At 31.2% G+C, this 24784-nt stretch carries 23 protein-coding genes and 1 tRNA gene; 15 read left to right on the top strand and 9 right to left on the bottom strand.

Features of this window, described 5'->3' with window-relative positions; all coding sequences use genetic code 11:
* Positions 1-45: 45 nt before the first annotated feature.
* Positions 46-963 carry a DUF362 domain-containing protein gene (locus DL91_RS06625; RefSeq protein WP_048190776.1) on the top strand — a complete coding sequence of 306 codons (918 nt, stop codon included), beginning with the start codon at positions 46-48 and terminating at the stop codon, positions 961-963.
* A gap of 48 nt (positions 964-1011) precedes the next feature.
* Here the strand turns inward: DL91_RS06625 and DL91_RS06620 are convergent, their stop codons facing one another.
* Positions 1012-2445, bottom strand: a complete 1434-nt coding sequence (locus DL91_RS06620; protein WP_231551422.1) for an MFS transporter — start codon at positions 2443-2445, stop codon at positions 1012-1014.
* 172 nt (positions 2446-2617) lie between these two features.
* Between DL91_RS06620 and DL91_RS06615 the strand changes: the two genes are divergently transcribed.
* From DL91_RS06615 to DL91_RS06600, 4 genes are all read left to right on the top strand, one after another.
* Positions 2618-3568 (top strand): DUF2121 family protein, encoded by a 951-nt coding sequence (locus tag DL91_RS06615; RefSeq protein WP_048190775.1) that lies wholly within the window; start codon positions 2618-2620, stop codon positions 3566-3568.
* Between the two features lie 125 nt (positions 3569-3693).
* A complete protein-coding gene (locus DL91_RS06610; RefSeq protein WP_369792050.1) occupies positions 3694-4467 on the top strand; it encodes an MBL fold metallo-hydrolase in 774 nt (257 codons plus the stop codon).
* Between the two features lie 119 nt (positions 4468-4586).
* Positions 4587-4660, top strand: a tRNA-Thr gene (locus tag DL91_RS06605).
* A gap of 30 nt (positions 4661-4690) precedes the next feature.
* A complete protein-coding gene (locus DL91_RS06600) occupies positions 4691-5797 on the top strand; it encodes a tyrosine-type recombinase/integrase (protein WP_048190773.1) in 1107 nt (368 codons plus the stop codon).
* Between the two features lie 624 nt (positions 5798-6421).
* Here the strand turns inward: DL91_RS06600 and DL91_RS06595 are convergent.
* Positions 6422-8638 carry a hypothetical protein gene (locus DL91_RS06595; RefSeq protein WP_048190772.1) on the bottom strand — a complete coding sequence of 739 codons (2217 nt, stop codon included), beginning with the start codon at positions 8636-8638 and terminating at the stop codon, positions 6422-6424.
* The gene (locus DL91_RS06590; protein WP_048190771.1) at positions 8619-8870 is read right to left on the bottom strand and encodes a hypothetical protein; all 252 of its coding nucleotides are present in this window, start codon (positions 8868-8870) and stop codon (positions 8619-8621) included. Before DL91_RS06590 ends, DL91_RS06595 begins: the two co-directional genes overlap by 20 nt.
* Positions 8871-9616: 746 nt before the next feature.
* On the opposite strand from DL91_RS06590, the gene DL91_RS06585 reads away from it, so the two are divergent.
* From DL91_RS06585 to DL91_RS06580, 3 genes are all read left to right on the top strand, one after another.
* On the top strand, positions 9617-11032 hold the full coding sequence (locus DL91_RS06585; RefSeq protein ID WP_156096041.1) for a zinc ribbon domain-containing protein: 1416 nt from the start codon (positions 9617-9619) through the stop codon (positions 11030-11032).
* Positions 11033-11237: 205 nt separating this feature from the next.
* Positions 11238-11390, top strand: a complete 153-nt coding sequence (locus DL91_RS13885) for a hypothetical protein (RefSeq protein WP_255343963.1) — start codon at positions 11238-11240, stop codon at positions 11388-11390.
* A gap of 14 nt (positions 11391-11404) precedes the next feature.
* On the top strand, positions 11405-12925 hold the full coding sequence (locus tag DL91_RS06580; protein ID WP_048190769.1) for an LA2681 family HEPN domain-containing protein: 1521 nt from the start codon (positions 11405-11407) through the stop codon (positions 12923-12925).
* A gap of 281 nt (positions 12926-13206) precedes the next feature.
* Here DL91_RS06580 and DL91_RS06575 read toward each other — a convergent pair whose 3' ends face one another.
* The 4 genes from DL91_RS06575 to DL91_RS06565 all read right to left on the bottom strand — a co-directional run bounded on the left by DL91_RS06575 (position 13207) and on the right by DL91_RS06565 (position 15761).
* Positions 13207-13404: a hypothetical protein gene (locus DL91_RS06575; RefSeq protein WP_048190768.1), complete on the bottom strand. Its 198-nt coding sequence runs from the start codon at positions 13402-13404 to the stop codon at positions 13207-13209.
* A gap of 49 nt (positions 13405-13453) precedes the next feature.
* Positions 13454-13606, bottom strand: coding sequence for a hypothetical protein (locus tag DL91_RS13600; RefSeq protein ID WP_156096040.1), 153 nt, complete (start codon positions 13604-13606; stop codon positions 13454-13456).
* Positions 13603-13773: a hypothetical protein gene (locus DL91_RS13595; protein ID WP_156096039.1), complete on the bottom strand. Its 171-nt coding sequence runs from the start codon at positions 13771-13773 to the stop codon at positions 13603-13605. Before DL91_RS13595 ends, DL91_RS13600 begins: the two co-directional genes overlap by 4 nt.
* A gap of 701 nt (positions 13774-14474) precedes the next feature.
* Positions 14475-15761 (bottom strand): Ig-like domain-containing protein, encoded by a 1287-nt coding sequence (locus tag DL91_RS06565; RefSeq protein WP_048190767.1) that lies wholly within the window; start codon positions 15759-15761, stop codon positions 14475-14477.
* A 1308-nt stretch (positions 15762-17069) separates the two neighbouring features.
* Here DL91_RS06565 and DL91_RS06560 point away from each other — a divergent pair.
* From DL91_RS06560 to DL91_RS06550, 3 genes are read left to right on the top strand one after another with little or no spacing between them, the layout of a single operon-like run.
* On the top strand, positions 17070-17480 hold the full coding sequence (locus DL91_RS06560) for a DUF2178 domain-containing protein (RefSeq protein ID WP_048190766.1): 411 nt from the start codon (positions 17070-17072) through the stop codon (positions 17478-17480).
* 11 nt (positions 17481-17491) lie between these two features.
* Entirely contained in the window at positions 17492-17686 is a 195-nt protein-coding gene (locus DL91_RS06555; RefSeq protein ID WP_048190765.1) for a helix-turn-helix transcriptional regulator, read from the top strand.
* A 45-nt stretch (positions 17687-17731) separates the two neighbouring features.
* Positions 17732-18499: a CPBP family intramembrane glutamic endopeptidase gene (locus DL91_RS06550; protein ID WP_048190764.1), complete on the top strand. Its 768-nt coding sequence runs from the start codon at positions 17732-17734 to the stop codon at positions 18497-18499.
* 453 nt (positions 18500-18952) lie between these two features.
* Here DL91_RS06550 and DL91_RS13880 read toward each other — a convergent pair whose 3' ends face one another.
* Positions 18953-19108 carry a hypothetical protein gene (locus DL91_RS13880; protein WP_197050613.1) on the bottom strand — a complete coding sequence of 52 codons (156 nt, stop codon included), beginning with the start codon at positions 19106-19108 and terminating at the stop codon, positions 18953-18955.
* Positions 19109-19119: 11 nt separating this feature from the next.
* Positions 19120-20223: a chorismate synthase gene (gene aroC / locus DL91_RS06545; protein WP_048190763.1), complete on the bottom strand. Its 1104-nt coding sequence runs from the start codon at positions 20221-20223 to the stop codon at positions 19120-19122.
* Positions 20224-20337: 114 nt separating this feature from the next.
* Between aroC and DL91_RS06540 the strand changes: the two genes are divergently transcribed.
* From DL91_RS06540 to DL91_RS06525, 4 genes are all read left to right on the top strand, one after another.
* Entirely contained in the window at positions 20338-21033 is a 696-nt protein-coding gene (locus DL91_RS06540; RefSeq protein ID WP_048190762.1) for an endonuclease III domain-containing protein, read from the top strand.
* A 161-nt stretch (positions 21034-21194) separates the two neighbouring features.
* Positions 21195-22166 carry a porphobilinogen synthase gene (hemB, locus tag DL91_RS06535; RefSeq protein ID WP_048190761.1) on the top strand — a complete coding sequence of 324 codons (972 nt, stop codon included), beginning with the start codon at positions 21195-21197 and terminating at the stop codon, positions 22164-22166.
* 64 nt (positions 22167-22230) lie between these two features.
* The gene (locus DL91_RS06530) at positions 22231-23142 is read left to right on the top strand and encodes a triphosphoribosyl-dephospho-CoA synthase (RefSeq protein WP_048190760.1); all 912 of its coding nucleotides are present in this window, start codon (positions 22231-22233) and stop codon (positions 23140-23142) included.
* A 55-nt stretch (positions 23143-23197) separates the two neighbouring features.
* Positions 23198-24751, top strand: a complete 1554-nt coding sequence (locus DL91_RS06525; RefSeq protein ID WP_048190759.1) for a phenylalanine--tRNA ligase subunit alpha — start codon at positions 23198-23200, stop codon at positions 24749-24751.
* The last annotated feature ends 33 nt before the right edge of the window (positions 24752-24784 follow it).

Raw genomic sequence — 24784 nt, 5'->3', positions numbered from 1 at the left:
ATTAAATTAACCTCTAAACACATATTATAGTATTAGGGTGGTTTAATGTCAAATGATATTGGAACAGTTTTCTTGTTGAAAACCGATAAAAGGGAAGAAGGTATAGAAAGACTGATTGAGAATTTTGATATTACAGATTTCAAATCCAAAAATATTGCATTGAAGGCTAATTTTAACAGTGCAGATCCATTTCCTGCATCAACACATCCAGATACACTAAGAACGCTTGTTAGATCCATTAAAAAAGGGGAACCTGAAAAAATTACTCTTGCAGAGAGAAGTGGAATGGGTGATACTAGAATTGTGCTTGAAACAATGGGTGTAATGGATATAGCAGAAGATGAAGATTTTGAAGTCAGGATTCTGGATGAAGAAGATGCTGATGACTGGGTAAAAGTTGAAAAAAATGGAAATCACTGGATGAAAGGTTTTTATATATCAAAGATATTTAAAGACGCTGATAAGGTGGTTCAAACTTGTTGCCTTAAATCCCATAGATTTGGTGGAATTTTCACTCTATCGCTTAAAAATTCTGTTGGAATTGTTGCAAAGAAAGTTCCAGGAGGAGTCTACAATTATATGGGTGAGCTCCATATATCACCCTACCAGAGATCAATGATTGCGGAAATAAACAATCATTATAATATGGATCTAGTTTTAATGGATGGAATCAAAGCATTTGTGGATAAAGGTCCTGAACAGGGACATGTTGTTGAACCTAATCTTCTTTTGATGTCAAATGATAGAATTGCAATTGATGCAGTAGGAGTTGCAGTATTAAGACATTACGACACAACAAATGACATATCTAAGGGTAAGATATTTGATTTGGAACAGATCAAAAGGGCTGCTGAACTAGGTGTAGGTGTACCAAGTGCTGATAAAATAAATATTGTTGGAATTGATGCTGAAAGTGAGGCTGTTGCAGGAGAACTGGATCAAATACTAGAAACACAGGGATAAAAATCTATTCTAGTTGTAAAAACTATGAAACAATAAAAAATTATCAATCTAATCAATTCTCTGCAAATCATCTTTAATCTTTTTTGGACCAATTAATATTGAAACAATAATACCAAACCCGCTTAATACTGCAAATACTATAAATGCCGTTTTTAAACTAAAGAGAAAAGCTGGAAAGTTTGATTCTGTGATTTGAACATTGCCTAGGTACACAGCAAAAATATAAAGCATAATACCAAGACTCATTGTTTGACCAGCATATGTCATGGTTGAAAGTACACCCGATGCCATTCCATAGTCTCTTCCTTCAACACTTCCAATAAATCTATTGGTTGTTGGGGATGAGAAAAGACCTAAGCCTATACCTACCAGTATCAAACCTATAATTGGTATTAATAGAGTGCTGTTGGTTGTTAATTGTGATAATATTAACAATCCTATAGTTGTAACTATCATTCCAATAACAGTAAATATTCTGTTTTCAATCCTGTCAGAGAGTCTGCCAACCGGGGTGGATAATAATGCAACCATCAATGGTTCGACTGAAATTATCAAAGCTGTTTGTTGAGGATCAAGATGCATTATATCCTGAAGATAAAGACTTAAAAGTACCCACATTGCCGAATTTGCAATGTTCATCAACAGAATAGCAAGTGCAGATAATGATGATACCTTTTTTCTTAATATACCTAGCCGTAGTATTGGATTTATAGATTTTTTTTCGTTTAAAACAAATATTACAAGACCAATTACACCTGTAAAAAGTGATAATTTACCAAAACTGCTGTTAAGTGTTGAAAATCCATAGAGTAGTGCAACTATTGATAGGCTGTAGATCAAAGATCCTCTAATTTCAAATTTACCTCCCAACCCCTTCCATTCTCCATGAAGTCTCATTTTAATAAGAATAAAAAGAAAAATACCAAACGGTACGTTAAAAAGGAAAATACTTCTCCAACCAAAATTTTGGGCCAGGAAACCTCCTAACAATGGACCTAAAAATAATCCTATGTAGACAGCTGTAACAAATAATCCGAGTGCTTCACCTCGTTGATTTGATGGGTAAACACTGCTGAGAAGTGCCACACCAGTTGCAAATATCATAGCACATCCAAAACCCTGCATAAAACTGAATACGATTAGCATAATACCCGAATTTGATAAACCAGCTAAAAGAGATGCAGCCGTATATATAATCACACCATAGGTGTAAATTCTTTTACGGCCAAATATATCCCCTAAGCGTCCAAATGGAAGTATTAATGCCGCATTGGCCAAAACAAAAACTGTTGGTATCCAACTTAGCAGTATTATATTTACTGCTAGATCCTTCTGTATTATAGGAAGAACAATGTTTAGGGATGATCCCATAAACGGTATAAGGAAGGATCCTAGTGCAACTACCAGTAGTGCTATATTTCTAACTTTCTTTTCTTCAATTTTATCAGAATCCATGTGATCAGAAATATTATAATGTTTCATACACTTAAACATTCATAAGAATGATAAAACAAACTTTAAGTTATATATTGTAATATCATTCTAATTCATAGCCGTATTATTAAGTGGTTTTTGTAAAACCAGTTAAATAACTGATTTATAAGAAGAGAATTAAAGATTAAATATAAAATATACCTTGATTAACGTGGTTTAAATGAGTCTTATAATAACTTATATTGGAAGCAAAGGATGCGTAATGGCCGGAGATAAGAGGAGAATCGGATTTTTTGGCCCGGAAGGACCTAGGGAAAATCTTGAAGAAAAACTCTATTCTGGATCCATCAACACAAAGGAAGAACTGTTAAAAAAAGCCGATGAACTTGGAATTAACATAAAAATTTCTGATGATGCAGATAAAATCCATGAAATTGGGGATGTTGTTGTTGGCGAAGTAAGGTCTAAAACTGTATATGAAACCAAACGTAAACGTATCTATGCCACTACTGGTGCTTACAACATTATTGAATTATTAGGATCAGACTTGAAGACAGTAAAAAGCGGTGGAAGTTCTATTATTGTTTTTGGAAATAAATATACCAAGGAACTAGCTGAAAAGACCATTAAAAGATACTGGAAATCAAAGTTGAATCTTGTAACAATTAGAAAGATTTTTGAAAGTGTAATGGAAGAAGTTGCTATTGAAACACCTACTGTAAGCCCAGAATATGACGTTATGATGAAATATCCTTCAATTGATACAAAAGAAGCAAAAGAGCTCTTGAGAGTTACCATACTTCAGGATGTTAAGGATCTTGAAGAGTACAGAACCCAGTTGAAGGAAAACCTTATACAAACATCCCAAAATATTCAAATGGCTACCAAGATTGTTATTCAGGGTGCTATTGGAAATGTTGCATATGTTAAGGGAAATGAAATTGGGATTATCCTTGATAAAAGTATTGAAGCCTTAGACACCGATTGGAATACAATTGCAAAACCATCTGAACTCATAGAAATGACAGCACAGGATGGATCAAAAGTGTCTAGAGGGGATTTAGCAGTTATTGAGAATGAAAATCTATGTATTAATAGAACAAAAGAGCCATTAAATTGTGACTTTATTCTTTGTAGGGCTGATCCAGATAATAAAGAGAATATTAAATAATATTAATTTGAGAACAACTTATAATAAATGATCGTATCAAAATTGGATGGTAAACATTTAATATAAAAAGAATCTTGTATAGTTGTGAGGTTAAAATATGAAACTAATATTTTTAGGAAGTGGTGGTGGACGATTTCGCGACCATTACCCAGAGAAGGATGACCGGCGGATTTAGGATAGAAAATATAGATGGAAAAAATATCCATGTTGATCCTGGTCCTGGAGCACTTGTTAGAACTTACCAATTTGGATTAAATCCAATGAAAGTAAACATTCTCATGGTATCACACTCTCATACTGACCATTATTCCGATGCAGAGGTAATGCTGGAGGCCATGACAAACGGTATGACCCGGAAAAAAGGTACTGTTATTGGTAGTCGAAGTGTTATTGATGGTTATGAAACTTGGGGTCCATGCATATCCAAGTACCATCTAAGCAAACCAGAAGTGGTTGTATTGGAAGATTGTGACCATAAGCGGTTTGATAATTTAGATATAACAGCTACAAAGACTATACACGGTGATCCTAAAGCTGTGGGTTTTAAACTGGAGTATGATAATTTCACAATATCCTATACAACTGATACAGAGTACTTTCCCGAACTTCACAAGCATCATGAGGGTGCAGATGTTCTAATTGCAAGTGTTATTAGGGCAGGAAGTGAAAGAATTAGGGGCCACATGTCTGTTGATGATTTTGAGGTTCTTGTAAAGGAAGTTAAACCTAAACTCGCAATTATGACACATTTAGGAATGAAGTTCATTATGGAGTATCCTGAAAGGGAGGCTCAGAGGGTTGAAAAAAATACTGGTGTTAAGATAATAGCTGCACGTGATGGTATGCGTATTGATCTTGATGATTTCCAAACAAAACAACCCACACTGGATGAATTTTAACCATATTTTCATTATTTTATAAATTATATTATATTTTTTATCTATTTTTAATGGATTATCCCAGTAAATTATGAGGGATAGATAGACTTAAATTCATTTACAGTTATATAGTAAAAAATGCCTCGGTGGCTCAGTCTGGTAGAGCGCGTGACTCGTAATCTCGTGGTCGTGGGTTCAATTCCCACCCGAGGCTCTACTTTTTTAAATGTTTGGGGTGATTTAGATGGTTTTTAAACCAAATAAAGCCCGGAATAATAAGATAGTAAATGATTCTTTATTCAAAGAGTATGTGCATTTTCGTAATCTGAAATCAGAGACCATAAGAAGCTATTCAAGAAAACTAACTATCTATTCAATCGTAACTGGTCTCACACCAACAGAATTAATCGAAGAAGCGGAAACAGATGAAGATCAGGGCATTAGAAAAAGACTTCGAAGGATCAAAATACATCTGACTGACTTACAGGATCATCTTATAACAAATGATTTCAGTCCCCAAAAAATTGAAGATATCATAACTACTACCCGAGGGTTTTATGCATATTATGAAATTGAGTTACCTAAACGCACATATCATGCATCTGTTCCCGATCTACAACAAGAAGCTATTCCTTCCAAAGAAGATATTCTAAAAGCATTGAGTTTCTGCAATATTAAATATCAATCTATTATCCTTTTAATGGCTAGTAGTGGTATTAGCTTGGGTGATGTATTGAAACTCAAGTTTTCTGATTTTTTAAACGGTTTAAATGTTCCACCTGAAAATTATAGAACAGAAATTTTAGATTATATTGCATGGGATCAATTATATCCGAAAAATAAAGTTCTAATGTGGCATATTCAACGTATTAAGAGCGGTACATCTCATGTAACATTTAATACTCCTGAAACAACTCGGAATATCATACATTATTTGATAGAACATCCTCCACAAAAGATTGATGACCCATTGTTTAGAGGTAAAACGGATAAAGGGTTGAGAAGTGATGTTTTCCAACGTTTTTTAAGGAAACTTAACAAAGAATGTGGATGGAACAATGTTGGGAGACAAATTTTTTTCCATAGCCATATACTTCGTAAATTCTTCGCTAACAGATTGGAAGAAGCAGGAATGCCCCATCATTACATACGCCAATTAATGGGACACAGGAGGGATCCACTTACTCGAACTTACTTTTCCACTCCCAGTGAAAAATTGCGGGAAGAGTACCAAAATTTTATGAACAATCTGAATTTTGATCATCAAACAGGACACAATAAAGTTGAAACTGTAAATAATTCAACGTTAGTCAAAAGTAGCATAAACAATCGATTAATCAATGGTATGTAATAATTCAAGTTGTATCTCAAATTGCACATATAACTACATTAAGAATATTATATTCCATTGTGATTTTTTTTATTTAACAGAATCTTTGTTATTCCAATATATAGCAATGTAGGGCAGTAAAAGTTTTGAAATACAGGTCAGAAAGTGTAGGAGTCATATAAAATGAGAGAAATGATCAAAAACTACTGAGGGAATATGTAATACTCATTTATTTTATTATTGTTTAGGCTCATGAAAACATCAAATTCATTATTAAAATTATAGAATTTATAAGTTTTAAGCTCATATAAATCTTTTCTAATGAGATATATCAGCGATGTTAAAAGATGCCTAGTTAAATTTAATCCAATATAATATTATTATATAGTGAATAAAAATTTGATCTATCTGGAAACCACCTTTTCATCGAAATTCAAGCGTTATTAAGGATTATAAAAGATTCCTTCTTTTCTATTATTTCTATGTTAACTCATTAAATAAAATGGAAAACAAGTCATATTTCGTTGTGAATCTTAAAAAGATGCGTTCTAAGTTTTTTCCAATTTAAAAAAAATCAATCTCTTAATAATCCTCCTTTTCTATTAATTCCATGCTTCCACATATGATCCAGCTTCTAGGATTTTTCTAATATGAAGGAAGGATTATACGTGTTTGTTTTTCATCATCTGAGTAGTAAATACAATATTTAACAAAATTTATGAAGTCTTTATCTTTTATAAGTGCTTGTTTTTTGAGTTTTTTATATTCTTTCTCAAATCCTGCAATGGTATGAACTCCTTTTTTTATTAAATCGTTGATCCGATTTACTTCAGTAGTTTTTATACCATTTCGAATGTAGGTTATAAAAGGAGTATTGTAATCTTTTCTATTCTCTTTATAGAGACTAAATGCCTTTGCAACATCCAAAGAGCCATCTTTTGGATTTTTGTAACAATAATGTTGTATTGATCCAACTAATATTGAAGGGCAAACACCTTTGAAATCTTCCATGAAATACACCTTTGTGTTATCGTAACGTACGTATAATGTATTGAATTCATTTTTAATATCCAATGGGATATATCCAAAAACATAAATCGGAATATCCGGATTATTAATAGGTCTTGCCCGATGAATAGCTTGATAAATCTCACTATCAAATAAATGTTTATCATAAAGATTAATCGGGAATAAAACTTCGATATCAACTGAACCTTTTTTCAGAGCTTCTTTCAATTTAAGCTCATTAAGAATAATAACATTAACACACGATTCATTATAGGCTTTTAATTCAGGTATAAAAATATGTTCATCTTCTTGGAGATTTTTATATTTTTTTGGAACTTCTTGTACAGGTTCAGGGTTTTTTTCATCAAACCCTCCAGGAATGGTAAGATTGAATAGATCTCCATTTATTTTCCATTCTTGGTAATAATCACCTTGAAACTCTGAATCTTTAACATTCGTTTCAATATACCTTGGTCTCCATGTATCTATTCCTATTTCATGATTCGTTAAGAATAATGCATTGTAATCATTTACAATTGCTTCGTGGTTTGTGAGATATGATCCTATGATAAACATAGCATCTTTTTTCTCAAAGGAATTTAATCCTCTTAAATTACCAAAATATGTTGATTCATCTTCTTTATTAAATAAACCCAAATGTTTTTTATATGTAATAATCCCTATATTTGGGTGTTTTCGTCTAGTTTGATCAATAAAATACTGGAGATCATCTTTATTTCTACGTAAATGTTCTTTATAGAAAGAATTTTCCCCCCACATTCTATAAATTGTCAAGTCATCATTTTTAATGTGGCTACTGTAAAGCTTAATTTCTAGGTTTTCTATTGGTTTAAGATCTTTTGTTTTTAATAATTTAGAACGTGGAATTAACTTATCTTCGTGTTGATATCTTCCTAGTAATGATTGGAATAATGAAAGATTGAAACTTGCATCTGCAAAAACAACTTTGACTCCTTGTCGTGCAAGATCAAATATTCTGTATATGTAAGGATCACCATAGATTCTATCTTCTTGATAAATTGAATAATAATAGAGCCATTTGATGATATCATATATTTTGAGTTTATTTATGGTTTTAATATCAGAATCCTTTTTCTGATTAAGTGCTTTTTGAACGGCTTTTCGTTGATCAGTAGATACCAAATCAATAATAGCTTTACCATGTTCTAAATTTATATCATATAAGAATAATTCCTTCTTTTCAATAATGTCCATGAAATACATTTTGATTTGAGGATTATCAATGTAATCATAGATTAAATCAATGGATTTTCGAATTTCGTCTTTTTTGAGTTCTAATGGTTTGTGTCCTTGGAGACTTTCATCTATTATTGCTATATCAAACCTGAATTTTTCTTTGTCATAGAAATATTGTGTATTATGATATGCTGATACTGTAATGATATTTTTTGGGTTTTTGAATTGTTTTTTGTAAGGACATTTTTTCTGTTCATCTTTAGTACATGCATTACTACAAATTAATCCTGCATTAAACCCATACCTATCCTTAAGCTTTCTAACATGTGTATCTTTGCCTATATATTTCGGACATGCTTTTGAAAATCCCTTCCACGCGTTAACACCCTTGATTTTTTTTATTTTCCCATATTCACTTTCAATTAAGGTGTGATTAGGAACTGTCAATACCCATTTTTCATCTGTTGCTTGGAGATATTTTTTTAATAGGGTGGATTTACCAGTTCCTGGTTGTTGTGAAAGGATTGTTATACCTGGTTCAAATACAATATCATCTTGATTTTTCCTTACCTCTTTTAAAGTATCTCCCAGGTTGATTTGTTTTATTTGAGGTAATTTATTTGGATTTATCTTCATTGTTAGCATTCATTGTGATGTTTAAAACAGCTAATGGTTCTTTATAACCAATATGTGTTGATTCAATTTCAAAATTTGTTATGCAATATCCATTTTCCTTCATTATAGAAGCAATATAAATTGCTTTAGATGTGTTTGATCCTCTAGCAAGGATCTGGATCATATTCGAAGGATTGTGTTTAATGTAATCTATATATGATCCTGACTTCTTATTTCCAACTTTAATTTCCATTATAACCACTCAATTCAATATAAATAGAGAACTTGTATTTACAGTTTATACAATATGTTAGGCTATCATAGTATTTAAAAGACACACATTGAAAGTATAACAGCATATACTAGCTTTGTTATACCCAATTACCATATTAAACCCTATCTTAATGGATAAAACTATGTGAATTTTATAAAATCTCAAAGAATAGAGGAACATTAAAGCTGGAATTATTATGTATAGTTAAATTTAACAAGTGCAGAATTCGTTAATCATATCCATGCGGTGCACGCCCATGCATAAAGCTGATCAAACCATCCCTCTTTGCTAAATAGTTTATAAAATCCTTTCATTATTCCAATACACAAAAAAAAGTGCATCAAACCCTGCAAACTTATATCAGTTAGTGTATATCAAATCATCAATATATATAAACTTTTTTATGTCTTTAGAATAGATTACAGATGCTTTAATTATATTGAATGTAGAAATGGTTCTTTAATATGCGTGGTTGTTGCTGTGATTATAGTAAGGTATGTTTAAGGAGGTAACACAAATTTTATTATATCTATGAACTGATACATGATCAGAAGTTGATGTTGATTTGTGAAAATGATTCCTGAGCTTCCATTCTGATAATAAAAACTATTAAAGGTTAATTCAAAAAATTGAATGCCCGTTGTAAATTATATAGGTATTGTTTTAAGCACTTCTTATTCATTTGGAGTTATAAAATGGTTTCAAATAGAGATATTAAGCAAAAATTGGACTCAAAAAGGGGAATAAAAAAATCTGATGAACCTAAAAAAGATTTGATTATTAAAAAAGGGTCTAATGAAGATATAAAAAGAAGACTTAAAGCTACACGAGAAGGAAAAATCATAGATGAAAATAAAATGGAATATCAATCTGAAGAAAGTATTTTGAATGTAAAAAACGAAAATAAAATTGAAACCATTTCTAAACCGCCAGAACCTTTAGTAACCCAGTCAACCAATCAAAAAGATAAATATAGGGGCGCTAAGAATAAAAACAAGAGTTTAGACTTTAATCGTGATAATTCAAAAAATGAAGTATTGAATACTCTATATTCACAAATGAAAGAACCAAAATTAGTCAATAATTTCAAAAATACTTCATCAGATAGAATTTGTCCTAAATGTGGAACTTATAACTATATCACTTCCATTTATTGTCTTGAATGTGGGGAAGAATTACCTTTGATGACTCAAACGAACGAAAAGAAAAGTAAAAAAACCCAAAAATATACAGATAAATCCTCTAATAACCGTAATAAATCAGTTGTTTATGGAAAATTCGAGGGAATTGCTACTATACCTGATATCGAGATAACTGAACAATATATTGAAGTTAAAGATAACATTTCAGAAGAGATTGTTCGTTATTATAAAAATAAGATTAAAAAATTGAGAATAAATCATATAACAATTAGTTTTAACTACAATTCTAAGCCAGTAAGTATAATTTTATCAAATTTAGAAACTTCAAAAAAAGCCGTTGAAGTATTAAAGTCAGCTAGTTATGTTATTGAGGATAGATCAACTAATGTTGTTAAAAGTAAATCAAGCAAAAATAAAATACTCTATAATTCTGGCGATCTGAAAAAAGTAATGAGTAAAAAACAAGGAAATGTGATGAGAAGACCCGGAAATGTGATGATGAATAAACAATTTAATTTACAAATTCGTGAAACTACAATTGGAACATTTGGTCATCATCAAGAAAATTTTGATACTGCAGTTGTTGAAGTTGCTTCAGATGAATTAAGAATCATAAAAAAGGGAATATGGACTGGACGTGATCGAGGCAATATAACTTTAAAATATTTGGATATAATATCAATCGATGAAGATCGTGGGTGGGTTTTAACAACGGTACAAATCAGAATGGCAGGTAATCATACAGTTAATCTGCGAGCTAAAAAAGAAGGTATGAGAAACTTCTTTACAGTTTTAAAACAAGCTGTAAATACATGTAAAGAACGTGAACGGACAAGAGAAACTAAAGCTCGTCAAATTGAGACTCAACCAATGCAAAGCAATAATACCTCCGAAGATCCAGTTGATAAATTAGTCAAACTCGCTAAATTGTTGGAAGACGGATTAATTGATGAAAATGAGTTTGCAACTCTGAAAGCCAATATATTGAAGAAAGGATAAATAATTTAAAACTAAATAAGAATATAAACGTGGATACTTCATACTTCTTTATATAATTGATAAAGAGGATGAAATTATGGGAATACCTGGAGCAAAATTAGAAACATGAGCAACACAAGGGGCAATAATTACTTCTCAATCAACACATGAGGCTGTTAGAAATGCATTAGCTGTTCTAAAGACTTAAAAGAATTGATTATAAAATATATCTTCAAAGCCTCATGCTGTTGATACTATGCACATACATGAAGGTACTGGATGGGTTACATTATCAGAAGATAGAAAAAGTTTTGGTGGTAGATATTATAATGGCATAGATAGTGAGAATCATGGTAGCCTAAAATTCGATAAAATTTAATACAGGAGTATATGATGGAGAAAGATGAAATAATTGAAATAGAAGAAATGCAGTCTCTTGCTATTGAGAAAATTAATGTCGGTGAGTATAAGAATGCTTTAAAAATTGCTCGTGAGATAAAAAAGAATTTTGAACCTCATTATCATGTTTCTCAAGTTGTTGGCAGTATTCTGATAAGTGTAGGAAGAAATTTAAACAAAGAAAATCTTACTCGTGAAGGTATTGATTTGATTAAACCGGATTTAGAGAACATTGTAAAAAATCAGAAAGATCCATCAGGTGTTTATTATAATATCGCAAATGGATATTATGACCTTTTTTTGTTCAAATGGGATAAAAAACCATATTATAACAGATTTAAACACACCGGATTAGATGAAGCGAAAATAAATTTTAGACTATCTTTGGAATATAATTCTAAAAAACCAGATACGTTTGTTAATTTAGGTAACTGCTATGATCATTTAGGAAGAACAATAGATGCTTTAGAATGCTACGAAAAAGCTTTAGATCTAAAACCAGACTATGCTATGGCATTAGGCAATAAAGGAATAGCATTATGTAAATATTCATTTTTACTAGGTAAAAAGTATAAAACTCTCCTAATCGATGCACATTATTTTATATCTAAAGCTTTAGAGATAGGAGTAAGTTCAAAATCAAAAAATTCATTCACAATATGGTTAAAATGTATTGAAAAACACTTTGATGATAAGAAACTGTCGAAAAAATCTCCTAACTTCCCGGGATATAAAATCGAAGCAAAATCAGATTTAAGCCAACATCTTAAAGAACAAACAATGGAAAATCAATTATATTTAAATGTATGTTCATTCTGCCAGAAATGTGATGCGTCTATTGGAGATACTATAAATATTGAACGAATGAGAATTAAGATTGATGAAGATTATTCAATAGATAATGACCCTTATCTCCGTTTGTCCTCACATTTAAATCATATTAAAGAAGATTACATTTCTGCAAGATTTTTACTCATTTTATCTGGATATAATGATTTAGACTTGAATTTTGTATATGAAGATGCACGATTTATAGAAACATTAGATTATAGTCTTCATAATATGGATTTACAGTTACTTAGACTTTCTTTTAGAAATTTTTATGATATCCTTGACAAAATTGCATTTTTTATTAATGATCATCTTAATCTAGAAATTGAAGATACGAGGATAAATTTCATGAAAATCTGGTATTCAACTTGGAATTATAGCCCAAAAAAGCGTGAAATTAATGAAAAAATAATTGAAACTCAAAGTGATGGTCTAAATGCGTTGTTTGACATTCATTGGGATTTTGAAGAAAATGGATCATATTACAATCTTAGAAAAACTAGAAATGCTCTAACCCATCGATATGTAAATATAAAAATGTTTTGTATTGAAGAATCTGATGTAGAAATGACACCAGAAACCTTTTTAAAACGAACATTGGAATTAGCAGGAATAGTAAGGAATGCAATTTTTTATCTAATGTACTTTGTCAATGAGATGGAGCGAAACAAACTTAAACAATAATTCAATGTTTCAATCGTACAGATTAAATTGATTAAAAATTTTACTCTATTTCTCACTGAAATAAGTCTATGAATTATTATAGTAGAATTGATTATTCTATGATCTTCCATTAATGTCTTATAATTTTTTCATCTATCTATGGAATAATAGAACAGTACTATTCTATTTTTAAATTCTGCTCTCTTGGCCTATATGGTCTTTGTTATACTATCTACTTATGTATATTAAGTTTGTTTGATAATTTTTTTTACAAGTGACATTTTTTTATCGTATCAAACAACTTAATGCATTTCTCTCTTCACAAACACAATAATCGTTCCTAATGTCATTCCCAGACTGGACATATTTCCAATTACTCCTGCAACAACAGGACTTCTGAAATATGCGAGTGAAAGTGTAAAAATTGCTATGGCAATCAATTCAATTCCCATTATTAAACCTACCAATCCAATTATTTTATCTAAGTTGTCAATAAACATGATTATTCTCCTAGTTTAAGATTGCAATAATAATAAAGCGATTTTTTTATTAGTCTATCCTCTGAGTAAGTGATATTCTACCACTTAAATATGCTGATGTAATTTCACTCTGTTTTATATGATATCCACATATGTTACATTTAATGCTATCATCCTGTTTTTCCATGAGACCCTTATCTTTGCTGTGTATGAGTTGACTCATGTTGGATCTCCTTTTGTTAATGGGTAATGTTTTTCAACAGTGTTTTTACATATCTTGCATTTTCCAGTGTAAATAAGTTCTGAATTATCCCCTGAATCATATATTTTCATGATATCATCCAATGTGGTTCTATATCCACATCGAGAACATATAGCAAATTCAAGCAATTAACCACCGGAAGTATATTTCCTCTCACAGTATATGAATTTTTGTATTTATCGGCACATTCTAGAATATTTGGAAGTAATTTTTATGTACTGGAGATTTTGTTATAGCATAATAACATTTGGAATATTTTATAGTAAAATAAAAATGTATAAAAAGATCGATAAGTGGATACTTAACTGATCATAAAAGTGTGTTGCCTGCACACCTGATTATTCCATAGCTCCCAATAAATCCATTCTAATCCTTCATTAACAATGGAATAAGAGATAAGGTGTCTATTACATACCTATATATACCAAAACATGCATATATACTATTAAACACAAAATGGAGATGGTATATTATGACATTTGCTTATTGGCTCAGTCTGGTAGAGCGCGTGACTCGTAATCTCGTGGTCGTGGGTTCAATTCCCACCCGAGGCTTTTTTGCCACGTGTTTAACTTGAAAATAGTACTATTAACAAAATAGTTATGTCATTATTTTCAACCCAAGATAGTTATTATAGTATACTAAAACTAATAATATTGGTGCGAATTTCATTTTTGTTCATTAAATTAACCTCATTATTTCAATTTAAAAGTTTTAATATCAAAATTAAACTAATGCTTTCCTAAAATTTTTTTCATAATTATTGCCAAAAAATAATCTACAGGAAAATTCAAAATAAACTGAATTTTCCTGTTCACCCTAAAGATTTTTACATTTGCTTCGTTGTACTGCTGAACAATGGAATAAAAACACTTAAAATATTTAAGTTATTTCCATTATATTTACTTGATATAAAAGTGTTCCCTAGAATATTTAGGGCTTTAACTTGGATATTTACTATTGCAATATTGTACAATGAGCTTGTGTTGTCTTTTACAGTGTAACTAAATGTATCATTACCTAAATAACCATTTGCAGGTGTATATACAAATTTAGTTCCATGAATGGTCAAATTACCATGTTCCGGGGCAGTTACTACTATTGCATTTAACATATCACCTTCTGCATTGGTAACATTAAAAACACCTTCCCAAGGCTTATTTGATGTGGTGTTAATGGACATGTTTTCAGCTACAACATTTTTTTCTTTAACTTGGATATTTACTGTAGCAAATTTGGATAACATGCCTATTTGATCTATTACATAGTATCTAAAGGTGTCATTACCCACATAATCATTAAAAGGTGTGTATACAAATTTGGTTCCATTAACAGTTATATTACCATGTTCAGGTCCTGAAACCACAATGGCATCAAATGAAAGGCCATCTGCATCGGTGGCATTAAAAACACCATTTAATGTCTTATTCCCTGTTGTATTCAAGGACATATTATTAGCTATAGGAACATGCACCGATAGTCTCAAGAAATTATTTAAATCATTTAGATCAGCTTCTGCAGCAGCTTCCATTTTATTGGCGTCATTTTTCATATTAGTACATGAATGAAGTAATATGCCTCCCGCTATTCCACATCCAACTCCTATAGCTAAAACTGTTAAGGAAATGGCTAAAATAATACCTGTTGCAAAATTGAGAGTACCTAATGAAACACAACTAAGTATTGACAATAGGGCCATTATAAGAATACATGTGATAACAATAAACGCACAAATTCCAGCTGCCGATAATAAAGAAATATATGCTGTACCTAATTTTCTGGCTTGATTTTGTTTGTTATTTGCATCTACTTTTTGTTGTGTTATATCTTCATATTGTACATCATATGCTGCATCTACTACATCGTAACTATCAACTGCTCTATATGGTTTTAACATATATAAGATTCTATCATCTGCTTGTTGTTTAGGTATAGAAAGTAGTTGATGATTTTCACCCTGTAAAACAACAGTATCATTTATTGTGTAATTGACTGTAACATATCTATAATAATTATTATTATCTTTATATTGAACAATATCACCGATGTTTAAAGTACCATTATAAGCATCGACCTCAAAGACTACATTCATTCTGTTTTGAAGTTTATTAGCCATATTCTGGGCATTTGAAAAGGCATCATTATTAACCGTGCTTTCATTAACTTTAATGTTATTTAATTGATTTTCTGTATTTTCAAGATATTTTGCAGTAGTCTCTAACTTATCAGTTTTATCTTTGAGGTTTTTAGCTATTTTTTTTATTTCTAATGCTTTTTTGATAAGCCTGATGATCCTCCATTTTGGAATATTGTTAAGCTCTTCAATCTTTAAGTTTAAAGTATTCGTATCATTTTTTATTTCTTCTGTTAATAGTTCTATTTGGTTTTGATAGTTTTGTGATGTTTGTTTTAGTTCATTATTTAGATGTTATTTTGGATAGGAAACGCAGTTCTATTGTTTCCTGTTGCCTCACCTATTATTGCTGCGCTTGCAGGCGTTAAACTAACTATTAAAAAAATTACAAACAAACTCAAAATCTTAATTTTTCTATTTAGCATAAAAAACACCTTTTTTATTAATACTTTACATTGATAATTGAAAAGTTTTAATATATAAATTTTGTTATATTATTGAGAGGCAGAACATCTAGGGTTTCTTGGTGGGGGTTCCCTTAATTATAACTAATTTTACACTTGCTTCTTATGATTGGCTTTTTGGTGATGATGTCACTAAAATCTGGGTGTTTTTCAGTAAATATATTCATAATGGATATTAATTATGATTAAGGTATAATCATGTTAAAATTCATTAAATATGAAATATACAAGACTTTTGCTAAAGATTTATTTCTTAATTTTGAAGATATGGAGTTAGCAAAGAACAATATTCCTTTTTAAATAAACGATTAAAGAACTATGACTCTTATATCGATTGTGATTATTCAAGCACCTTCTGAGATTCAATATGATGAATTTCTAAAAATATTAACAATCGAAATTTCAATTTATAATCTCAAATCGACTAATGCCTTTAGAACTGACAAAATCAACAGATAATAACAGTTAAAATCAATAGATTCTTAAAATATTATGACGAATTAATCAATCCAATGACTTTTTTTAGAGGAAATACAGGTAAAAGAATGAGAGGAAACATCACCTGATTTCTTTTATTTTGTATATGATCAACTAAGTATTTAGTATTAATTAATCTAAAAGAAGTAATATATTATTTTTAAAATGTAGATTTACCTGATGATTTACCTGATGATTTCCATCCAGCTTCAGATAAATCTCTATTTTCTTGGTTTTGAAGTTTAATCAATATTTTGAATTGTTTTTAATTTATGTAAATAAAGCTTAACATATGGTAAAGTATATATGACATTATGTAAAAGTAATGATACAATGGAGGTAAGTTTCAATGAATCAAAAAACTTTAAGAAATATACTAATCACAACATCGGCAATTCAAACAGTTTTATGGGTTACAGGATTAATATTGGCAAATGTTACACTAGTAATACTGGCACTAATAATTACAATGGCAGTATTACCTATAGTTTACATCCACAGAGATAATATTGGAGAGATGTTTCAAAGGGACAAAGATAAAATTATGGAAGATGAGAGAACCCAACTGATCAATGAAAAATCTTCGACTATGACTTTAGGAGCATTACTTGGGACGATAATATATGTAGGATTTATTTTAGTCTCCCTGAGAAATATTTATCCTGAATTCCTATTAACAGGTTACGTTTTATTAATAACAGCATTATATGGCCTCATATTAAACATTATATCACGTACATACTATAAACGGAAATATTAATAGGGAAAATTATGAAAAATAAATTAAAAGTTTATAGAGCAATGCATGACCTAACACAAGAGGATTTAGCACAGGAGCTTAAAGTAACTAGACAAACTATCATTGCTATTGAAAAGCATAAATATGATCCTTCGTTAGGTCTGGCCTTTAAAATAGCCAGATTTTTTAAAGTACGGATAGAGGATATATTCCTTGATGATGAATAAAATAAAATTATTTAAATTATTATAGTCTAAAAAGGGGTAAATTATATGAAAATTAATATCAACTGGAAATTATTTGGTATTCTCCTTATTACAACTGTTATTACAACTTTAATGGTTTTACCATACACATTAGCTCTAAGTCCAGCTTTAGCAGAAGTTTTCACACCGTTAGTTTTAATTGCCCAATTAATTCAGACATTGGTTATATTCTCAATTGCCATATTCATTGGTTTAATTCTGGCTAAAAGAGTTGGATTTAAATTGCCTATATTGGAGGGTTGGTTGGAAGGTAAAGAAATAAGATCTTATTTTAAATCAATATTAGGCATTTCCATCGGTCTTGGAGTTTTTGCAGGTGTAATAATTATTTTAGTAAGTTTCATTTTTACACCGGTATCAAGTATTTTTCAGAATGCAGAAATATCTGTCCCACTATGGAAAGGGTTTTTAGCTTCTTTTTATGGAGGCATAGCAGAAGAAATATTGCTTAGATTATTCTTAATGACTTTAATTGTTTGGATAATTTTTAAAATTAAAAAAACCGCAGATAGAAAACCAACTGATTCTGGTATTTGGTTAGCAATAATTATCTCAGCAGTTATATTTGGTCTAGGACATCTGCCCATAACTGGAACTATAACTTCAATTACTCCTTTAATAGTTGTTAGAGCCATTTTACTCAATGGAATTGGTGGAATAATATTCGGATGGCTTTACTGGAAGAAAGGATTAGAATCTGCAATGATAGGCCATTTCTCAGCAGATATAGTATTACATGTTATTTTTCCATTTGTATTAACTCTGTTAATATAATATGGATAATAATGAAACCATCAATATGAAATTCTCAATAAATAATTTTTTTTAATCTTTGTAAAGCAATCGATTCATATAGAAAAATCATAATTTTATACTTAATTCAATATTATAAAGAGTTTAAAGAATTAAATATTCCATTTAGATATTTAAGTACTTTCACAGTTTTAAATATCTATGATTACGAATTTAATAAAAATAAAAGAACTAACTTTGGACATATAATTAAAATCATAACATCATCATTTTTATGTAAAAAAAATAGCTTTTAGGAAAATTTGGTCTTTATATATACCTTAGGCTCTTATAACACCTATTATTAAAGTAAAATTCTGAATCTTATTATTCAACGAGGTACGGTTAAAATATATGAACTATGATGATCAGGTTAAAATCGCATTTGCTCGAGAATATTGAATCAGAATATTAGATAATACTTCTTCTTGGATCCTAACCTACTTCGAGTATTTCATCTACAATAAACTGGCCACCACACATACAATGTTCTATTACATCCCCTATTGAGTAGGGAGTGGTATTTCCAGATACTTCATAGGTTTTTTCTTCTGTGCATTCATCACATTTTGCAACTACTATCCAGTCCATATTAAAATCTCCTATTTTTTTGGATTCAATTTACATGGATTTATGTAACCTGCTCTAATAAGATGGTCTGCAATGATTATGGATACAGATGCCTCTGCAACAGGTGTAATTCTCGGACAGATACATGGATCATGTCTACCATCTATCTTTATCTCTGTATCTTTCATTGTCTTTAGATCAACTGTTTTCTGAATTTGAGAGATAGATGGGGTTGGTTTAACAGCCATACGAACTGTAATTGGCATTCCTGTAGACATACCTCCGAGGATACCTCCTGCATTATTAGTTCTTGTTTTTATTGCCTCATCATCAATGCAAAACCCATCATTCATTTGTGAACCTTTTAATTCTGCTGCTTTAAAGCCTATGCCTATTTCAACACCTTTAACGGATCCTATTCCCATTAGGATTTGTGCAATATCAGAATCAAGTTTATTAAAAACTGGTTCACCAAGCCCTGCTGGAGCATTTGAAACTATAGTTTCAACAATACCCCCAACTGATTCGCCTGTTTCTTTAAGGTGAAGAATCAATGCTTCCATACGGGGTGCTGCTTCTAAGTCAGCACATCTAACCGAATTTAGACCTACATTTGCTTCAATTTCATTTAATTCCATTTTAGTGGCTTTAATATTTCCCACTTGGATTACATGAGATAAAACCTTAATGTTCATTGTATCAAGAAGTTTCTTTGCTACTGCTCCTCCAATAACATGCCCTATGGTTGTTCTTCCGCTTCCACGTCCCCCTCCCCTGTAATCGTATGCACCGTATCGTGCTTTCCATGTGTAGTCACCATGCCCCGGTCTAGGATTATTTTTAAGATTTTCATATGCTGATGAATCCATGTCTCGGTTGTACACAACAGCAGTAATTGGTGTACCATCTGTTTTTCCATTAAATAAACCTGATAAAACATTTACTTCATCCTTTTCTCCCCTTGAGGTTGTGATATTGCTGGTGCCTGGTCTTCTTTTATCGAGTTCTATCTGAATATTCTTATCTGAAATCTCAAGACCTGCAGGGCAACCATCTACAATAGCTCCTAGAGCTTTACCATGGCTTGAACCAAAGGTTGTGACGTTGAACATTTTTCCTATCTTATTTCCTGACATGATTTTTGCATCCTAACAATTTAGATCCTACTCCAATATTTCATATTAGAAATTTATTGGATTCTATATTGACCCTTTCTTAATATTATATAAGTTTCCATCCTATTTATTATTATGACAACAAAAGTGGGGGAAGATATTAAATTGATCTTCTCCAAACTATATTATCAATACGGCCCACAGGGATGGTGGCCATTAATCAATTATGAAGGTTCAAATACAACTAAAACAGGTGCAACAAAAGGGTATCATCCTCTAAATTATGATCTACCCAAAACAAGAGATGAAATATATGAAATCATTCTAGGTACAATCCTAACACAAAATACAGCATGGACATCCGCTGAAAAAGCATTGTTAAATCTAAACAATTTAAATGCAATAAATCCTGAAAAATTACTATCATTGGGAGATGATACCTTCAAAAAGGCCATAAGATGTGCGGGATTTCTCAATCAGAAGGCAAAATATATAAAAGCTGTTACAAATTTTTATATTTCATTGGAGGGTACTATTCCAACAAGAGATGAACTGCTAAGAGTAAAGGGTGTAGGGAATGAAACAGCAGATTCAATCTTACTCTATGCCTATAAACAATCCGAATTTGTTGTTGATGCCTACACAAAAAGAATTTTCATACATAAAGGTATAATCAAAGAGAATGACAACTACAATAAGATCAAATATGTTTTTGAATCAAATTTAGAACCTAAAATTAGTATTTATAATGAATATCATGCCTTAATTATTGAACATGCTAAAAGATATTACAGTAAAAAACCCTATGGAAATCAGGATAATCTACTGTAACTAGAAATCAATCTTAAATATTCTTTTATTTATAATTATTAATGAACTAATATTGTTGATATTATATATATTAAAAATCAATCTTTCTCAATTTCATTATTATTTATACTTCTAGATTCATAATCATATAAGAAATCATTAACAAAGAAAAAAGTGATAAAATGGAATTTCCAGTTACAAGAATGAGAAGATTAAGGAAAAATCATAACATTCGAACTATACTTACAGAAACCAAGCTGAATCCAGAGGATTTTGTTTATCCTATGTTTGTGAAAGAAGGACTTGAAGATGGTCAGAAGGAACATATTGACACAATGCCTGGTCAGTACAGGTACTCTATAAATGATATAGTAGAAAAAGCCTCTAAACTCGAAGAAATAGGATTATCCTCTGTACTTCTCTTTGGAATGCCACTATTAAAGGATGATAAGGGTTCAATGGCATATAATAAGGAGGGAATAGTTCAACAAGCTGTTAGAAGACTTAAAAAAGAAACGGATCTTGTTGTGATCACAGATGTGTGTATGTGCCAATATACTTCCCATGGTCACTGTGGAATAATACGTGATGACGAAATAATTAATGATGAAACCCTTAACTATCTTTCAAAAATAGCATTAAGCCATGCTGAGGCAGGTGCAGACATAGTCGCACCTTCAGATATGATGGATGGAAGAGTTGGAGCTATAAGAAAGACTTTGGATTTGAATGGCCACTACGATACAATAATCATGTCTTATTCTGCTAAATATTCATCATCATTTTATGCACCTTTCAGGGATGCTGTGTGTTCTGCCCCATGTTTTGGTGATAGAAAATCCTATCAGATGAATCCATCCAACACAAGTGAAGCACTAAGAGAAGTAAAAATGGATATTGACGAAGGTGCTGATATTGTAATGATAAAACCTGCAATGCCTTATCTTGACATTATTAAAGGTGTTAAAGATGAATTTAACATGCCCACAGCGGCTTATCAAGTGAGTGGAGAGTATTCAATGTTAATGGCCGGCATAAATGCGGGATATATTACAAAAGAATCAATCTATGAATCTCTTCAATCAATCAAAAGGGCAGGTGCTGATCTTATTATTACTCATTTTGCACCTGAATTTTTGGAAGGAAGCATTTAATCTAAAAGTTTATTATAAATTTCATTAAAAAATCTGAACATAGATTTAAAAGGAGTTAAATGAATTGGATCCTGATTTCATTGCAAAAACAGCACAGATTGCATCTGTATTAGAGGTTAGTGGACATCCTAAACCTGGTAATGTTCACAGAACACGCGATTTTCCAGATATGGTATTTGAAGACTTTTTAATAAGTGGTGTTGTAATTGGTGACACCATGAAAAAAGCTGCCAAAAGAGGATTTAAATATAATAAAAAAGATTCCTTGGATAAAATTGAGATAGGTAAATTAATAAAGGAAGGTGTGCTTGAAACAGATAAATGGATAGCCAACAACACCAATCTTGGGATTATAATGCTTTTAACACCCTTGTCAGCAGCCGCAGGAATGAGCAGCAATGTTGATGAGCTCCAAAATAATGTGGATAACATCATAAGAAACACAACTCCATATGATGCTGCAAATCTATATGATGCAATCAACATAGCAGATGCCGGTGGTATGGGAGAAAGGGAAGATTTAGATGTTGGAAGCAATGATGCCAAGAATGAACTCATTGATAAAAATATAAACATGTACGATGTGCTTGATCTATCCTCCCAATGGGACATGCTTGCATTTGAACTTACAAGAACCATGCCCATTACATTTGAAATTGGATATCCTACATACAAAGGAGTTAAAGATACCAATGGCATAAACAATGCAACAGTACAAACATTTTTAACAATACTGTCAATATATGCCGACACATTAATATCCAGGAAATATGGTTCTGAAATAGCTCAAAAGGTTTCTGAAGATGCAAATATGATAATATCTGAAGGCGGAATCTTATCAGATGAAGGTCGGGATATGTTAAATAAATTCGACCAAGATCTAATTGAAAAAAGTTTAAATCCTGGTACAACAGCTGATCTGACTGCATCCTCGGTAATGGTTGCTCTTCTTGATGAATATAATGATAATTTTTAGAATAGAAATTTTATATTTATTTGATTACTAAATAGATCAATTGGAAATGATTAATATGAACGATGATAAACTCCTGAAAATTATTGATGAATTACACATTTACGAAAAAAAGGTTTTAAAGGGCTTAGAATCTGCAGGCTATGAAGCTACACCCGAAGAAATAGTTGAATCTCAGAAAATGGACATTAAATCTGTTATGAGCGCTGCAGGAATTCTTGAATCAAGGGGTTTGATAAAGGTTCAAAAGGATGTTAAAGATATTTTAAGCCTTACAGACGATGGTCAAACATATGCTAAGCAGGGATTACCTGAGAGGAATATATTAAAAGTTTTGGGCGAGAAAAATTCCATTCCAATGACAGACATTGGTAAAGAAAGTGGATTAGAACCTAATGAAGTTAAAATTGCAATTGGATGGATTATTCGAAAGAAATGGGCTTTGATCGATAAAGGAATTGTTAAAATAACAGAAGATGGTAAAAAAGCCTTGGATACGGATTTCAATGATGAACAGCTCCTTAAAACATTGCTTGAAATGCAACAACTTCTCCTTTTCGAACCTTCAAAAATAATTAAAAATGGTTACAACCTTTTAAAACAGAGAAAAGGAATACTCTCTGTTAAAAAAGATGTTAAATATCGTTTAAAAGTTACTAAAGAAGGTAAAAAAGTATTGAAGCAAGGTGTTGATCTCACTTATACTGCAACCCAACTTACCCATGCACAATTGAAAACGGGTTCATGGAAGTCTCTGAAGTTCAGAAGTTATGACATTAATGCAGAGCATCCTGAAACATTTCCAGGTAAGATACATCCATTAACAAGAATTATTGAAGAGATTAGGGATGTGTTCCTTAACATGGGTTTTACAGAGTCAAGCGGCAATATTTTAGAATCAGCTTTCTGGAATTTTGACTGTCTTTTCCAGCCTCAAGATCATGCAGCACGTGAAATGCAGGATACATTTTATATTAAAAATCCTAAACATTCTAAATTACCCGATGATCAACTCGTTAAAAGAGTTTCAGATGTCCATGAGAATGGGGGAACAACTGAATCCGAGGGATGGCAGTACACATGGGATCGTGAAGTTGCAAAACAATCTGTTTTAAGAACACATACCACATGTGTGTCTGCAAGGTTTTTATCCGAATACAAACCTCCCCTTAAGATGTTCTCTGTTGGAAGAGTTTTTAGAAGGGAAACAATTACATATAAACATCTTCCAGAATTCCATCAAGTCGAGGGAATTGTTGCTGCTGAGGATATTAATTATAAAAATCTTCTTGGAATTATCGAAGAATTTTATCATAAATTAGGGTTTAAAGTGAGGTTCAGGCCTGCATACTTCCCGTACACATATCTGTCAACAGAATGTGAGATATACTTACCTGAAAAGGGAAGCTGGATAGAACTTGGAGGATCTGGAATGTTCAGACCAGAAGTTTTAGAACCATTAGGAGTTGAAACACCAGTATTAGCATTTGGACTTGGAATTGAAAGGTTAGCAATGTTGAAATTAGGAATAACCGATATAAGAATGCTCTACAAAAGTGATATTGGATGGCTAAGAAAACTACCAGTTACAGACGGTGTGAAACTCAATTAAAACGAATTATACACCCCATGTAATGATAAATGA

This window comes from Methanobacterium sp. SMA-27 (assembly GCF_000744455.1).
GTDB lineage: Archaea > Methanobacteriota > Methanobacteria > Methanobacteriales > Methanobacteriaceae > Methanobacterium_B.
This window is presented reverse-complemented; position numbering and strand designations above follow the sequence as displayed.